The organism is Pseudomonas sp. BIGb0558, assembly GCF_024807515.1.
GTDB classification, from domain to species: domain Bacteria; phylum Pseudomonadota; class Gammaproteobacteria; order Pseudomonadales; family Pseudomonadaceae; genus Aquipseudomonas; species Aquipseudomonas yamanorum_A.
Genome location: NZ_JANUEW010000028.1, coordinates 40,190 through 53,866, shown reverse-complemented (window position 1 = coordinate 53,866; position 13,677 = coordinate 40,190). Strand labels below are relative to the sequence as shown.

The 13,677-nt window shown below is 58.3% G+C and carries 15 protein-coding genes; 9 read left to right on the top strand and 6 right to left on the bottom strand.

The annotated features are described in order from the left end of the window. The first annotated feature begins 112 nt into the window (after positions 1 to 112). The 3 genes from M2400_RS25305 (at position 113) to M2400_RS25295 (ending at position 1,976) form a co-directional block, all read left to right on the top strand. Positions 113 to 763 carry a c-type cytochrome gene (locus M2400_RS25305; RefSeq protein ID WP_177046433.1) on the top strand — a complete coding sequence of 217 codons (651 nt, stop codon included), beginning with the start codon at positions 113 to 115 and terminating at the stop codon, positions 761 to 763. Next, positions 760 to 1,680, top strand: coding sequence for a c-type cytochrome (locus M2400_RS25300; RefSeq protein WP_259198847.1), 921 nt, complete (start codon positions 760 to 762; stop codon positions 1,678 to 1,680). The genes M2400_RS25305 and M2400_RS25300 overlap by 4 nt, the downstream gene beginning before the upstream one ends. 65 nt (positions 1,681 to 1,745) lie before the next feature. Next, positions 1,746 to 1,976: a hypothetical protein gene (locus M2400_RS25295; RefSeq protein ID WP_010171395.1), complete on the top strand. Its 231-nt coding sequence runs from the start codon at positions 1,746 to 1,748 to the stop codon at positions 1,974 to 1,976. Here the strand turns inward: M2400_RS25295 and M2400_RS25290 are convergent, their stop codons facing one another. Continuing rightward, positions 1,977 to 2,261 (bottom strand): hypothetical protein, encoded by a 285-nt coding sequence (locus M2400_RS25290; RefSeq protein WP_003212581.1) that lies wholly within the window; start codon positions 2,259 to 2,261, stop codon positions 1,977 to 1,979. A 145-nt stretch (positions 2,262 to 2,406) separates the two neighbouring features. Further along, a complete protein-coding gene (locus M2400_RS25285) occupies positions 2,407 to 2,592 on the bottom strand; it encodes a hypothetical protein (protein WP_010171394.1) in 186 nt (61 codons plus the stop codon). Between the two features lie 306 nt (positions 2,593 to 2,898). Between M2400_RS25285 and galU the strand changes: the two genes are divergently transcribed. Next, complete coding sequence (gene galU / locus M2400_RS25280; RefSeq protein ID WP_003212579.1) at positions 2,899 to 3,738, top strand: UTP--glucose-1-phosphate uridylyltransferase GalU; 840 nt, start codon at positions 2,899 to 2,901, stop codon at positions 3,736 to 3,738. Positions 3,739 to 3,840: 102 nt separating this feature from the next. Continuing rightward, positions 3,841 to 5,199, top strand: coding sequence for a glutathione-disulfide reductase (gene gorA / locus M2400_RS25275; protein ID WP_177046421.1), 1,359 nt, complete (start codon positions 3,841 to 3,843; stop codon positions 5,197 to 5,199). On the opposite strand, the gene M2400_RS25270 is transcribed toward gorA, so the two are convergent. Beyond that, positions 5,200 to 6,207, bottom strand: a complete 1,008-nt coding sequence (locus tag M2400_RS25270; RefSeq protein WP_259198848.1) for a DNA-binding protein — start codon at positions 6,205 to 6,207, stop codon at positions 5,200 to 5,202. It lies immediately after the preceding gene. A 161-nt stretch (positions 6,208 to 6,368) separates the two neighbouring features. On the opposite strand from M2400_RS25270, the gene M2400_RS25265 reads away from it, so the two are divergent. The 3 genes from M2400_RS25265 to ahpF all read left to right on the top strand — a co-directional run bounded on the left by M2400_RS25265 (position 6,369) and on the right by ahpF (position 9,702). Continuing rightward, on the top strand, positions 6,369 to 7,295 hold the full coding sequence (locus tag M2400_RS25265; RefSeq protein WP_259198849.1) for a site-specific integrase: 927 nt from the start codon (positions 6,369 to 6,371) through the stop codon (positions 7,293 to 7,295). Between the two features lie 150 nt (positions 7,296 to 7,445). Continuing rightward, positions 7,446 to 8,009: an alkyl hydroperoxide reductase subunit C gene (gene ahpC, locus M2400_RS25260; protein ID WP_003173835.1), complete on the top strand. Its 564-nt coding sequence runs from the start codon at positions 7,446 to 7,448 to the stop codon at positions 8,007 to 8,009. 127 nt (positions 8,010 to 8,136) lie between these two features. After that, on the top strand, positions 8,137 to 9,702 hold the full coding sequence (gene ahpF, locus M2400_RS25255; RefSeq protein ID WP_177046415.1) for an alkyl hydroperoxide reductase subunit F: 1,566 nt from the start codon (positions 8,137 to 8,139) through the stop codon (positions 9,700 to 9,702). Positions 9,703 to 9,765: 63 nt separating this feature from the next. Here the strand turns inward: ahpF and gloA are convergent, their stop codons facing one another. Continuing rightward, the gene (gene gloA, locus M2400_RS25250; protein WP_259198850.1) at positions 9,766 to 10,287 is read right to left on the bottom strand and encodes a lactoylglutathione lyase; all 522 of its coding nucleotides are present in this window, start codon (positions 10,285 to 10,287) and stop codon (positions 9,766 to 9,768) included. Positions 10,288 to 10,480: 193 nt separating this feature from the next. Between gloA and M2400_RS25245 the strand changes: the two genes are divergently transcribed. Continuing rightward, positions 10,481 to 11,017, top strand: a complete 537-nt coding sequence (locus M2400_RS25245) for a DUF4946 domain-containing protein (RefSeq protein ID WP_177046411.1) — start codon at positions 10,481 to 10,483, stop codon at positions 11,015 to 11,017. Positions 11,018 to 11,186: 169 nt separating this feature from the next. On the opposite strand, the gene M2400_RS25240 is transcribed toward M2400_RS25245, so the two are convergent. Together M2400_RS25240 and M2400_RS25235 are read right to left on the bottom strand one after the other, a co-directional pair. Beyond that, positions 11,187 to 11,552 (bottom strand): histone-like nucleoid-structuring protein, MvaT/MvaU family, encoded by a 366-nt coding sequence (locus tag M2400_RS25240; protein ID WP_003212570.1) that lies wholly within the window; start codon positions 11,550 to 11,552, stop codon positions 11,187 to 11,189. A gap of 196 nt (positions 11,553 to 11,748) precedes the next feature. Continuing rightward, a complete protein-coding gene (locus tag M2400_RS25235; RefSeq protein WP_259198851.1) occupies positions 11,749 to 13,293 on the bottom strand; it encodes an EAL domain-containing protein in 1,545 nt (514 codons plus the stop codon). Positions 13,294 to 13,677 lie beyond the last annotated feature (384 nt).

The window sequence follows — 13,677 nt, the reverse complement described above, 5'->3', positions numbered from 1 at the left end:
GTGTAGTCCCTTTCTGTAGGTTTTGAGTGTTGTAGCTATCGGACCATTACCCTACCATTTGTAGGCTTATGCCTAATTCGACTAAGCATATAACTATAAAAATGGAGTCGTGATGATGTCTCTGGAACGAGTTCTGATGGGTGGCGCGTTACTGCTGTTATTGGGCAATGCCCACGCGCTAGAGGGAAAAAACGTGTTTACTCAGGGCGGTTCCCAGCCGGGAGCGGCGCCCTGTGTGGCTTGCCACGGGGCTGATGGCCTGGGGCTGGCGGCGGCGGGTTTTCCGCGCTTGGCCGGTTTGCCTGCGGGTTATTTGCGCAAGCAACTACAGGATTTCAAAAGCGGCACGCGCAACAGTCCCGTGATGCAACCGCTGGCCAGCGCACTGACGGAAGAAGAAATCAGCGCCGTGACCCAGGCGCTGGCGGCAATGCCCGCGCCGGCGCCTGCCCCGGTGCACCGCAGCGATTTGCCCACTGACGCTGCGCAAAAAATCGCCCTGCAAGGCGCATGGGAGCGCCAGATTCCGGCTTGCGTCAGTTGTCATGGGCCGGCCGGCGTGGGTGTCGGCGATGCGTTTCCACCCTTGGCCGGCCAATCGGCAGCCTACCTGGCGGGGCAGTTGAACGCCTGGCGCAGTGGTACACGCCATAACGATCCGAACGATCTGATGGGGCATGTCGCCAAATCCCTCAGCGCTGAAGAAGTGCAGGCCGTGGCCACCTATTTTGCGTCGTTGAGCGGCCAGGAGGCCAAGCCATGAAGCGCTTTTTGTTTGCTGCGTTGCTGGGAACCCTGATCAGTGTGCCGACCCATGCCGCGACCATCGCCATGGAGGACCAGTCACAGTTGCAGCCAGCCGCTCACCCCGCTGCAGCGCAGTTTCAGCCGCCGAAAGAGAGTGAACTGCCGGACAATGCCTACGGCAAACTGGTGAAACAGGGTTACGCGCTGTTTGTCGACACCAAGCGCCTGGCGCCGCAGTTTGTCGGTAATGGCCTTAATTGCAGCAACTGCCACCTGGACCAGGGTCGCCTGGCCAATTCGGCGCCGCTGTGGGGGGCCTACCCGATGTACCCGGCCTATCGAAAAAAGAACGACAAGGTCAACACCTTTGCCGAGCGCCTGCAGGGCTGTTTCCAGTTCAGCATGAATGGCGGCACGCCACCGGCTGCAGACAGCCCGGAGATTACCGCGCTGTCGGTGTATGCCTACTGGCTGGCGAGCAAGGCGCCTTTGGGGGTCGAGTTGCCGGGGCGTGGCTATCCGGATGTGCCGACTCCCGCCAAGGGTTACAACCTGGCCCAGGGCGCGGAGGTCTACAAAGGCCAGTGCGCGGTGTGCCATGGTGCCGAAGGCCAGGGCCAGAAAGTCGGTGACAGCTACGTGATGCCGCCACTCTGGGGTAAAGACTCCTACAACTGGGGTGCCGGTATGCACCGGATCAACACGGCAGCGTCCTTCATCAAGCACAACATGCCCCTGGGCCAGGGCGGCAGCCTGACCGATCAGCAGGCGTGGGACGTAGCGGGCTATGTGAACAGCCACGAGCGGCCTCAGGATCCGCGCCTGGTGGAGGGCTCCGTGGAGAAAACCCGGGTGAAGTTTCACGCCAATGATGGCGTCAATCTTTACGGGCAGACGGTCGATGGCGTGCTGATCGGCCAAGGCATCCGTTAAACTGTCGATAATCCACACAAAAAATGCCGCTGAAACAGCGGCATTGTCTTTTCGGAAGTTCAGTCATGAAGCGTGAGCAAGTCAGAGAACGGCATGCAGGGGGGCATATTTCTGCGACCCATGTGATTCAAAATCCCGCGGATACGGGCGAGTGGATCGTGTTCTTCAAGAAGAGCGGCGGCCGCAGCTATTTCCTGGTGGATGACCAGGACGAAGTCGAATCCTTTTCTCGCCTGGACGACCTGATCGAGACCATTCGCGGCCTGGGGATCAAGTTCGCCGAAATTCACATGTAATTATTTGCAGACGACGGTCACGCTGCGGGTTTTATAGTTGCCCACATCCTTGCCCAGGGTCTTGTCGCTTTCTTTCAGGGCCGGCGTGCCTTCGGTGCCGACAATCCGGTAGCCGGTGCCCGCGCAGGACGCATCCGCCTTTTCATAGCAGCTGGCCCAGGAGTTGGCTTCGCCGGAGCAATCGATGGCCAGCCCTTGTTCGCCATTTTTCAGGACGGTGTCGGAGGTGGTGGTGCAGCCACCGGTAAGCGCCAGTACCGCAATCAGTGCCAGGATCTTGTTCATGTAGGAGTCGTCATCAGGGTGTTGGAGGGGAGCGCGGACACTGTCGTGGGGCGTTTCAGGCGAGATTATAGCGAACCGCCATCAACGTACAGACAAACACAAAAAAGCCCCGTTAAACGAGGCTTGATTGGCGTTACTGCGGGTATTACTTGGTCTTGGGACGTTTGCTCGACGCGTGGCCTGCTTCATCCACAAACACTTCGGCCACCGCTATGGCTTGGGCTTCGCTCGCGAATGCCCCGGCAACGCTGTCGCCGTGGAAGTTGATCAGGTGCCAGCCATCCGCTCGCTTGGTGATCAGGTAGCCGTTCACGCCTTTTGGTTCTGACATCTATCAATCTCGTTGTTTGGTTCAGGCTGCAATGATAGCGCCAAACGGCGTGGGGCGGCGCAAGTTGTTGCAGGTCAGTGCCGATCGCCATAAAGCGTGCTAAAAAGGTTGAAGCCCTTTGAATGACGGGCGCAAGCCGACGATTTTTAACAGCGTCGAAGGCACTTGATTGAATGCCGGCGGAACTTACGCCGACATTTTTTCTCTATGTTGACATCGCAACGCCAGCAGGACCCATTGTAAGGTGACTGCGGCCTGATTAGACTGCGCCGAATTTCGTACGCACAGCCCTTTGTAAGGACTCATATGATCAAGAAATGCTTGTTCCCAGCAGCCGGTTACGGCACTCGCTTCCTGCCAGCGACCAAGGCCATGCCCAAAGAGATGCTGCCGGTGGTGAACAAGCCACTGATCCAGTACGGCGTTGAAGAGGCACTGGATGCCGGTCTGAACGAAATCTCCATCGTGACTGGTCGTGGCAAACGCGCCCTGGAAGACCACTTCGACATCAGCTACGAGCTGGAAAACCAGATCAAGGGCACCGACAAGGAAAAATACCTGGTCGGCATCCGTAAACTGCTCGACGAGTGCTCGTTCTCCTACACCCGCCAGACCCAAATGAAAGGTCTGGGCCACGCGATCCTGACCGGTCGCCCGCTGATCGGTGACGAACCGTTCGCCGTGGTACTGGCCGACGACCTTTGCGTAAACCTGGAAGGCGACGGCGTCCTGACCCAGATGGTCAAGCTGTACCAGAAGTACCGCTGCACCATCGTTGCAGTTCAAGAGGTTGACCCTCAGGAAACCAACAAGTACGGCGTAATCGCCGGCGACGATATTGGTGATGGCCTGATCCGCGTACGCGACATGGTTGAAAAGCCGGCACCGGAAGATGCTCCGTCGAACCTCGCGATCATCGGTCGCTACATCCTGACCCCGGACATCTTCAAGCTGATCGAAGAAACCGAGCCGGGCAAGGGTGGCGAGATCCAGATCACCGACGCCCTGTTGAAGCAGGCTAAAGACGGTTGCGTGATTGCCTACAAGTTCAAGGGTCGTCGCTTTGACTGCGGTGGCGCTGAAGGCTACATCGAAGCGACCAACTTCTGCTACGAGCACTTCTACAAGACTGGCAAGGCTTACTGATTCAAGTTGCCTGCCTGATCTGAGAAAGCCACCTTCGGGTGGCTTTTTCGTTTTTCGGCCTCATGTAAGCAGGTATGCTGTTGTCCTGCCGAGGAGAGTGAAATGGCCTACGATTTTGACCTTTATGTAATTGGCGCCGGTTCCGGCGGTGTGCGCGCTGCACGATTTGCTGCCGGTTTTGGCGCCAAGGTGGCAGTGGCTGAAAGCCGCTACCTGGGCGGTACCTGCGTGAACGTGGGCTGCGTGCCGAAGAAGCTCTTGGTGTACGGCGCGCATTTCGCCGAAGACTTCGAGCAAGCCAGCGGTTTTGGCTGGTCACTGGGTGAAGCGAACTTTGACTGGGCGACCCTGATCGCCAACAAGGATCGCGAGATCAACCGTCTTAATGGCATCTACCGCAATTTGCTGGTCAACAGCGGCGTGACCCTGCACGAAGGGCATGCGCGGCTGGTAGACCCGCACCAGGTGGAAATCAACGGTGAGCGCTTCACCGCCAAACACATCCTGGTGGCCACTGGTGGCTGGCCGCAGATCCCGGAAATCCCGGGGCGCGAGCACGCGATCGGTTCCAACGAGGCGTTCTTCCTCAAAGAGCTGCCCAAGCGTGTGCTGGTAGTCGGTGGCGGTTACATCGCCGTCGAGTTTGCCGGGATTTTCCATGGCCTGGGCGCGCAGACGTCGCTGCTGTACCGCGGCGATTTGTTCCTGCGCGGCTTTGACGGCTCGGTGCGCACGCACTTGAAGGAAGAGCTGACCAAGCGCGGCCTCGACCTGCAATTCAATGCCGACATCGAGCGCATCGACAAGCAGGCCGATGGCAGCCTCAAGGCCACCTTGAAAGACGGTCGCGTGCTGGAAACCGATTGCGTGTTCTACGCCACCGGCCGCCGTCCGATGCTCGACAACCTGGGGCTGGAGAACACTGGCGTCAAGCTGGACAAGCGTGGCTTTGTCGAAGTGGATGACCTCTACCAGACCGCCGAACCGTCGATCCTGGCGATTGGCGATGTGATCGGTCGCGTGCAGCTGACGCCGGTGGCGCTGGCCGAAGGCATGGCTGTGGCGCGTCGACTGTTCAAGCCTGAGCAATATCGCCCGGTGGACTACGCAATGATCCCTACGGCGGTGTTCAGCCTGCCGAACATCGGCACCGTGGGCCTCAGCGAAGAGCAGGCCCGGGCAGACGGCCACAAGGTGCAGGTTTTTGAAAGCCGCTTCCGGCCGATGAAGCTGACCCTGACTGAATGCCAGGAAAAGACCCTGATGAAGCTGGTGGTCGACGCCGAGACCGACAAGGTCCTGGGTTGCCACATGGTGGGCCCCGACGCCGGCGAGATCGTGCAGGGCCTGGCGATCGCGCTCAAGGCGGGTGCGACCAAGCAGCATTTCGACGAAACCATCGGCGTGCACCCTACGGCGGCGGAAGAGTTCGTCACCATGCGCACGCCGGTGGCGCAGTAATCAGCCCTCGGTAGTTGCCTCTGGCGTCGTCGCAACGACGGCCGCCAGGCGCAGCGCCTCGATGCTGGCCTGGGCCTTGACCAGGTCCAGCTCCAGGGCTTTGTTGGCCTGCTGGTGCTCGGCCAGCGCTTCCTGGCGTGCCTGATTCTCCAACTGCGCAACCCGCAAGCGTTCCTGCAACAGGGTGCGCTCGCTGTCGATCACATTCACCTGTTCGCTCAACTGACGCTGCTGTTCGCGGTCCTGGCGAGCCTGTTCCTGCCGTGCACTCAATTCTTTCAGCGTAACCCGGTGCTCAATCAGCAGGCGCTCGTTATCGCGATGCAACTGGGTGATTTCATCCTGGCGCACCATCGCGCTCTGCTGGGCCTGGCGCAATTCTGCCTGTACCTGCTGCAACTGGCCTTCGTGGCGGCGCTGTTCCTGTTCGCGCTGGTCCTTGATCGCGTTGCGGTAATGCTCAAGGGCATCCCGGGCATGCAGGTGTTTCTCTTCCAGTGAGCGAATCTGCTCGTCCTTGTCGTTGATCCGCAGCTCGTAATCGCTGCAGGCCTGGCTCAGGCCAGCGTTGCGGGTTTGCTCGGTTTGCAGGCTGGAACGGGTGCTTTGCAGGGCTGCGCTTTCATCGGCCAAGGCGGCCGCCTGGATATCGAACTGTTGCTTGAGTTGGCTATGGGCGGCTTCCAGCTCTTCGGCCTGGGCGAGCAGGGCGGCTTTCTGTTGCTGGAACTGCGCCAGGGCCAGGTCGATAGGCTCCTGAGCCTTCTCCTTCAGGCGCTGGGCCAGGCGTGCCACCAATTCACCCAGCTCGTCGTCGATGGGCGCTTCGGTGATGGTCTGGCGGGTTTCGCTTTCGTCCAGCTCCTTCAAATAGCGATGAATCGTGGTTTTCGAGCCGGTATTGCCCATCTCGATGCGTACTGCGTCGATGCTGGGGTTTTCGCCGCGGGCGAGAATCGCCAGGCGTGCCGTTTGAACTACTGCTTTATTGATGCCGCCGCGAGCCATGGAGTCTCCGTCGATTTAGTACTGTGGTACGTAGTATGTATATACGTACTATATCACGATTAAATTTCACCTGAAATTGATGATTTAACAGATGGGATATTGGCGTATTATCCCGTGTGATCAAGGTTTTGAAGTGGACAACCTCCAATGGCAGTACAGGCATGAGTGAGCTGGACCGTTATCTGAATGCGGCCACCCGCGATAACACCCGCCGTAGCTATCGCGCGGCGATCGAGCATTTCGAGGTGAATTGGGGTGGGTTCCTGCCGGCGACCAGTGACAGTGTGGCGCGCTACCTGGTGGCGCATGCGGGTGTGCTGTCGGTCAACACGCTGAAACTGCGCTTGTCGGCCCTGGCCCAATGGCATATCAGCCAGGGGTTTCCCGATCCGACCAAGGCGCCGGTGGTGCGCAAAGTGTTGAAAGGGATTCGTGCCGTGCATCCGGCCCAGGAAAAACAGGCTGAGCCGTTACAGCTACAGCACCTGGAGCAGGTTATTCAGTTTCTCGAACAGGAAGGTCGCGATGCTCGAAGCGCCGAAGATCATCCCCGGTGGCTGCGGGCCAAGCGTGACGCGGCGTTGATCCTGCTGGGTTTCTGGCGTGGCTTTCGCAGCGATGAGTTGTGCCGCTTGAATATCGAGCATGTGCAGGCGGTGCCCGGCTCAGGCATCACTCTGTATCTGCCGCGCAGTAAAAGCGACCGGGAAAATCTTGGACGCACCTATCAGACACCGGCACTGTTGCGCCTGTGTCCGGTACAGGCCTACAGCGAATGGCTCAGTGCCTCGGCGCTGGTGCGTGGCCCGGTGTTTCGCGGGATTGACCGCTGGGGCAACCTGGGTGAGGAGGGCCTGCACCCCAACAGCGTGATCCCGCTGTTGCGCCAGGCCCTGGAGCGTGCCGGCATTGCGGCCGATCAATACACCAGCCATTCCCTGCGCCGGGGCTTCGCCACCTGGGCCCATCGCAGCGGCTGGGACTTGAAGTCGCTGATGACTTACGTCGGCTGGAAGGACATGAAATCTGCCATGCGCTATGTTGAGGCGACGCCCTTTCTCGGCATGACCCGCGCGTCCCTTGAGTGATTGAAGGTTTCTTCTATTAATACAGTCGCCTAATAGTGAAAACCAATCGTCAGCATCAGGTTTGCCAATGAGCCATCGGCCGGGAGAGTGGGTAGGATTCACCCCATCAACTTACTAAGCCCTTCTACAAAACCTGACGGAGAGTCAACGATGCCTATCATCAACAGCCAAGTAAAACCGTTCAAAGCTACCGCCTACAAAAACGGCAACTTCGTAGACGTGACTGATGCTGACCTGAAAGGCAAATGGTCTGTCGTCTTCTTCTACCCAGCCGACTTCACCTTCGTCTGCCCAACCGAACTGGAAGACCTGGCTGACAACTACGCCGAATTCCAGAAGCTGGGCGTCGAAATCTACAGCGTTTCCACCGACACCCACTTTGCCCACGCTGCCTGGCACAACACCTCGCCAGCCATCGGCAAAATCCAGTACACCATGATCGGCGACCCGACCCTGACCATCTCCCGCAACTTCGACGTACTGATCGAAGAAGCTGGCCTGGCAGACCGTGGCACCTTCGTGATCAACCCTGAAGGCCAGATCAAAATCGTTGAACTGAACGATGGCGGCGTTGGCCGTGACGCTTCCGAGCTGCTGCGCAAAATCAAGGCCGCTCAGTACGTTGCTGCTCACCCGGGCGAAGTGTGCCCAGCCAAGTGGAAAGAAGGCGAAGCCACCCTGGCTCCGTCCCTGGACCTGGTCGGCAAGATCTAAGTCTGTGAAGTCCCAAGGGCGGGTTACCGCACTTAAGTAAGCTGCATCCGCCCTCAAAACGCCCGGGCGAGATTCGCTCGGGCGTTTTTTTGTCTGCAATAAACCGAATTAATAGGAAATCGCCCGTATGTTGGACGCCAATCTTAAAGCTCAGTTGAAGTCATACCTGGAACGGGTCACCCAGCCGATCGAGATCGTCGCCTCCCTCGACGACGGTGCGAAATCCCAGGAAATGCTTGCTCTCTTGCAGGACGTAACCAGCCTCACCACGCTGATTACCCTGAAAACAGATGGCAATGATGCGCGCAAGCCATCGTTCTCCATCAACCGCCCGGGTGCCGATATCAGCCTGCGTTTCGCCGGCATCCCGATGGGCCACGAATTTACTTCGTTGGTGCTGGCGCTGCTGCAAGTCGGCGGCCACCCCTCGAAGGCCAGTGTCGAAGTGATTGAACAGATCCGCGCCCTCAAAGGCGAGTTCAGCTTCGAGACTTACTTCTCGCTGTCGTGCCAGAACTGCCCGGACGTGGTCCAGGCGCTGAACCTGATGGCGGTACTGAACCCGAATATCCGTCACGTCGCTATCGACGGTGCGTTGTTCCAGGCCGAAGTCGATGATCGTCAGGTCATGGCCGTGCCAAGCGTTTACCTGAACGGTGTGAACTTCGGCCAGGGCCGCATGGGCCTGGAAGAAATCCTCGCCAAGCTCGACACCAGCGGCATCGAAAAAGCTGCCGAGAAAATCAGCGCCAAAGACGCGTTTGACGTGCTTGTCGTCGGCGGTGGCCCAGCGGGTTCGGCAGCTGCTATCTACGCTGCACGTAAAGGCATCCGCACCGGTGTTGCCGCTGAGCGCTTTGGCGGGCAGGTGCTGGACACCATGTCGATCGAGAACTTTATCTCGGTACAGGAAACCGAAGGGCCGAAATTGGCCAGCGCCCTGGAAGCCCACGTGCGTCAGTACGACGTGGATATCATGAACCTGCAGCGCGCCACTGCGCTGGTCCCGGCGAAGAACGCTGGTGAACTGCACGAAATCCGTTTTGAAAGCGGTGCGACCCTCAAGTCCAAGACCGTGATCCTGGCTACCGGCGCCCGCTGGCGTGAAATGGGTGTGCCGGGCGAGCAGGAATACAAAGCCAAGGGCGTGTGCTTCTGCCCGCACTGCGACGGTCCGCTGTTCAAGGGCAAGCGTGTGGCGGTGATCGGCGGCGGTAACTCTGGCGTTGAAGCAGCCATCGACCTGGCCGGTATCGTCAGCCACGTGACCTTGCTTGAGTTTGACAGCAAGCTGCGCGCCGACGCCGTGTTGCAGCGCAAGCTATACAGCCTGCCGAACGTTGATGTGATCACCAGCGCGCTGACCAGTGAAGTCAAGGGCGATGGCCAGAAAGTTACCGGCCTGGCCTACAAGGATCGCGACAGCGGTGAGTTCAAGACGATCGACCTGGAAGGCATCTTTGTACAGATCGGCTTGCTGCCCAACACCGACTGGCTCAAAGGCACTGTGGAACTGACTCCACGTGGCGAGATCATTGTCGATGCCCGTGGGGAGACGTCGCTGCCAGGCGTTTTTGCCGCCGGTGACGTAACGACTGTGCCGTACAAGCAGATCGTGATCGCAGTAGGCGAGGGCGCCAAGGCTTCCCTGAGTGCTTTCGATCACTTGATCCGCACTTCCGCTCCGGCGTAAATACTGGCCCGGAAATGAAAAACCCCATGAGTGATCATGGGGTTTTTTATTGCTTGTGAAACCTTACAGCGGCGTTGGCTGAATGATTTCAACCCAGTACGCGTCCGGGTCTTTCACGAAGGCCAGGCTTTTCATGCGGCCGTCAGACAGGCGCTTCTGGAAGTCGCAGCCCAGCTCTTCAAAGCGTGCGCAGGCGGCGACAATGTCCGGTACCGAGATGCAGATATGGCCAAAGCCACGCGGCTCGGTATTGCCGTTGTGATAGGCAAAGTCGGCGTCGTTTTCGGTGCCGTGGTTGTGGGTCAGTTCGAGGATGCCCGGAATCGACTTCATCCACTGGGTGCGGGCGGCGGCGTCCGCCGGGATCTGGGACTTGTCGACCAGGGCCAGGAAGTACAGGCTGAATTCGGCTTCCGGGAAGTCACGTTTCTCAACCAGGGAAAAACCCAGGACGCGGGTGTAGAAATCCAGCGACTTGGTGATGTCCTTGACCCGCAGCATGGTGTGGTTGAACACGAAGTTCGCGGTGGCGGTGTCAGGTTGGGCAGTGACGCCCGGGAAGGTGTTCAGTTCGTGCAGGCTCATGGGCCCTCCAGAGAAAAATGGGGCAAACGTGGCTCCGGTTGGAGCATCCCTTGGCTTGCGGCTGGCATCCGTGCAGCCGGTCCATGATACGCAGCCCGGCCTGCTGCGCCAAATGAAAAAGGTCACGCAGCCCTTGCGGGCAGCGGGCGTCGGGGCCCAAACTTTGTCGCTTGAACCTTGAGTGTTTTTCGCAATGATCGGATTTCGCGCACCGCTGTTAAGTACCCTGGGCCTGTTGTTGGGCAGCACCGCCGTATGGGCGGCCGACCCTGAAATTCATTGGCCCAGCGGCTGGCAGGTGGAGGAGGTGGTGCCGGACGATCAAGCCCCGGCGCAGCCCTCGGCAGTGTCCCGTCAGCGCGCGATAAAGAACGATGAAAATGGTGCGACCCTGATGGTCATGGAGTTGACGGGAACCCCAATTGAAGCGGGGCATACGGTCAACCTTCAGGGCGTGCTACTGGAAATGCGCAAATCCATCCAGAAGGACTTTGCCCAAGGCGGTTATCAAAGTGTGTGCACCAAGATGCATCCCACTACATTGAGCCGGCTCGAGGCGCTGGAAACTACCTGTGTAATCACCGAGAACGGTCGGCACGTGCTGTCGCAAACGTTGGTCGGGGCGGTCGATACGGATAAGGCCTATGTTTTTTCATACGCAGGCCAGGCTGAAGCTTACGAATCAAGCAAGGACGAAGTCAGTTCGGTGCGCGACAGCCTTAAACTTTGAGTGCTGTAGGAAGGGCTGGAAATTAGTCGATTGAACAAAGTGAAATGTTATTTAAAGTTCGTTTTTGAAGGTGCTTCGGTACTATTTTGTTTCAATGTTGATGCCTGCAAACAAAAAAGCCCCGCATCTGCGGGGCTTTGGTTAGTGCGTTTGTACTAGCTGGAAAGCATTAGCCGCGAAGCCAGGAATCTACAGTGGCTGCGCCGTACTGTTCTTTCCATGCCTTCAGGCCGCGGTGATTGCCGCCTTTGGTTTCGATCAGTTCGCCAGTGTGCGGGTTGTGGTAAACCTTGACCACACGTGCACGGCGCTGTTTGGGTGCTGCGGCGACGGAAGCGCCGGACTTGCCCGGGTTAGGATCCAGGATGGAGATGATGTCGCGCAGGCTTTTGCCGTAGGTTTTCATCAGCCCTTGCAGCTTTTCTTCGAATTCGATTTCTTTCTTCAGGCCAGCATCGTTCTTCAGGGATTCCAGCTGGGCAAGCTGCTCTTGAAGGGCTTTTTCTGCTGCGCGAAATTCGGCGAGTCTGGACAAAATCTATACTCCAATAGTGTATTTGGCTGATATCTACTGCAAACAAAGCGATAAGCCAAGAGCCTTAAGGCGACTCAGTGAAAGTGGCCCTCCTGCCAATTCAGCACAGGCAGGAAAAATTGTAGTAGTTAATCAGCCATGAGTAAATCATGTCTTTTGTATAAATAACAATATTTCCGTAGAAGTGGCGGGCTATTCAATGACCGTTCAGGAATCTAATGAACTCATCACAAGGGACAGGCTTGCCAAACAGGTAACCTTGCAAGAAATCTACACCTTGAGCGGTAAGATAGTCGCATTGCTCTTGTGTTTCGACGCCTTCTGCCACGATGCCCAGGTCCAGTTTGGCGGACAGTTCAATGATGCTGTCGAGTATATGCCGCGAGAGTGCATCAACACCGATCATCGCCACAAAGCTTTGATCTATCTTCAAGTAATCGACATTGAAGTTGCGCAAATAACCCAGGCTTGAATGGCCGGTGCCGAAGTCATCGATCGCAATCATCACCCCCATTTCGTGCAGCGCCTGGAACAACTGGCGGGTGATGTCGGTGGGCTCGATCAACTCACGTTCGGTCAACTCAAGCACCAGGATCACCTTGCCCGGCGGGAATGCGGCGAGGAACTCCCGGCAGTCCTCCACCAGTTCCAGGTCATGGCAATGGCGCGCGGTAATGTTGACGCCGATATGAAAGCCATCAGCGAATTGAGCGGCGTGAGGTGCCAGTTGCAGGGCCGTCTGGCGCATCAAGGCGCGGGTCATGGGCACGATCAGGCCGGAATGTTCGGCCAGGGGAATGAACAGGTCAGGGCGCACCAGGCCTTCCTTGGGGTGATTCCAGCGCATCAGCACTTCACAGCCGGCCCACTGGCGAATGCTGTCACCCCGCACCACTGGCTGGTAGTAGGGCACGAACTCATTGGCGCCCAGGGCACGTTGCAGTTCCAGGGTCGGCGCGGATGAGCGCTTTTGCAGCCAGTGAGCGAGGATGCCCGCCAGTACGCCGAAAAACACTACCAGAACGAACAGAGCCGGATACCGCGCTTTCATGTAGCGCCAGGTTTCGCCTTCCGGCATCCCGGCCTCCACGCTGTAGGTATACCGCTTGGAATCCAGATGATGCTGGGCCACGGCGAACGTTGGCAGGGCCGTGTTGTGCACCTTGCCATCCGATGCCAGCCAGTTGGACCCTACCTGCAACACCAGGTCGGCGTAGCGGCTGATCAGGCGCAAGGCGTTGGTCAAGTGGTAGCCATCGATGGAGGCAAAGGCGCCCCGGTCACCCTCGGTGAGGCGGTACACCAGCAAGGCAGTGTCGGGCGTGACCGGGTTGCCTTTCATCAGCCAGAGCCGGCCGTCGATGTAGTCCTCAGGATTGACCGGCGACTGGTAGTTGCCGCCAAACAACGAGCTGCAATAAATGTTTCGCTGCCAGGACAAGGTGGTGGCGCGCACGAAAGGGCGCCGGGTGACTTGTTCGCGCAGTGCCAGTTGTGTCGGGTTATCACATTCATGACCGGCCAGTGGCAGCAGTTCCTGGGCAGCGAGGGCGGTGTTGTCGAGCATCAGGTCAAACTGGCGCACGGCCTCGATGGCGGTTTGCGCTGTGCTGTTTTCCAGGGTGCGGCCGGCTTGCCAGTACAGAATAAGCACGCCCAGCAAGATCGGCAGTGCGCCGCTGAGCAAGGTGATCAGGTGGCGCGTGGAGGCTTTTCGCGGGCCTTTGACGGTGAGTGGCATGGGGCAGCCTGTGGCGAAAGAAAAAAGCCCCCGAGTGAGGGACGGACAGTAAGCCAGGATGATAGATGGCGTTGGTCAAATAAGCATGTTCGGCAGGCAATTTGAGGTGCACCTAGCCATTCGGTCAGTTGTGAGCGTTTTTTGACCGTTGCATACTTTGCAACATATTTGGCGCCCTCTGCAGGTGCCCAGTCTGTTGCAAAAGTGCTCGGACTTGTATCCCGCCTAATAACAAAGTGACGTTGTTCATCCCGTGTCCTGGATGCACCTACGTCAAACGGCTCTCGTCGTGCGTTGCAATAACGTACGTCGGGCGTTTTGTGTGGCCTCTGCACGTGCCACGACCCCCAGTCCCCAGTTGAGCAGCCCTCGCGATCGAATGTT

Bases quoted from the DNA above. Each gene is read 5' to 3' on its own strand.
- ahpF (WP_177046415.1), top strand. From the start codon at position 8,137: ATGTTGGACGCCAATCTTAAAGCTCAGTTGAAGTCATACCTGGAACGG.
- M2400_RS25305 (WP_177046433.1), top strand. From the start codon at position 113: ATGATGTCTCTGGAACGAGTTCTGATGGGTGGCGCGTTACTGCTGTTA.
- M2400_RS25285 (WP_010171394.1), bottom strand. From the start codon at position 2,592: ATGTCAGAACCAAAAGGCGTGAACGGCTACCTGATCACCAAGCGAGCG.
- gorA (WP_177046421.1), top strand. From the start codon at position 3,841: ATGGCCTACGATTTTGACCTTTATGTAATTGGCGCCGGTTCCGGCGGT.
- gloA (WP_259198850.1), bottom strand. From the start codon at position 10,287: ATGAGCCTGCACGAACTGAACACCTTCCCGGGCGTCACTGCCCAACCT.
- M2400_RS25235 (WP_259198851.1), bottom strand. From the start codon at position 13,293: ATGCCACTCACCGTCAAAGGCCCGCGAAAAGCCTCCACGCGCCACCTG.
- M2400_RS25265 (WP_259198849.1), top strand. From the start codon at position 6,369: ATGAGTGAGCTGGACCGTTATCTGAATGCGGCCACCCGCGATAACACC.
- M2400_RS25290 (WP_003212581.1), bottom strand. From the start codon at position 2,261: ATGAACAAGATCCTGGCACTGATTGCGGTACTGGCGCTTACCGGTGGC.
- ahpC (WP_003173835.1), top strand. From the start codon at position 7,446: ATGCCTATCATCAACAGCCAAGTAAAACCGTTCAAAGCTACCGCCTAC.
- M2400_RS25295 (WP_010171395.1), top strand. From the start codon at position 1,746: ATGAAGCGTGAGCAAGTCAGAGAACGGCATGCAGGGGGGCATATTTCT.
- M2400_RS25245 (WP_177046411.1), top strand. From the start codon at position 10,481: ATGATCGGATTTCGCGCACCGCTGTTAAGTACCCTGGGCCTGTTGTTG.
- M2400_RS25300 (WP_259198847.1), top strand. From the start codon at position 760: ATGAAGCGCTTTTTGTTTGCTGCGTTGCTGGGAACCCTGATCAGTGTG.
- galU (WP_003212579.1), top strand. From the start codon at position 2,899: ATGATCAAGAAATGCTTGTTCCCAGCAGCCGGTTACGGCACTCGCTTC.
- M2400_RS25270 (WP_259198848.1), bottom strand. From the start codon at position 6,207: ATGGCTCGCGGCGGCATCAATAAAGCAGTAGTTCAAACGGCACGCCTG.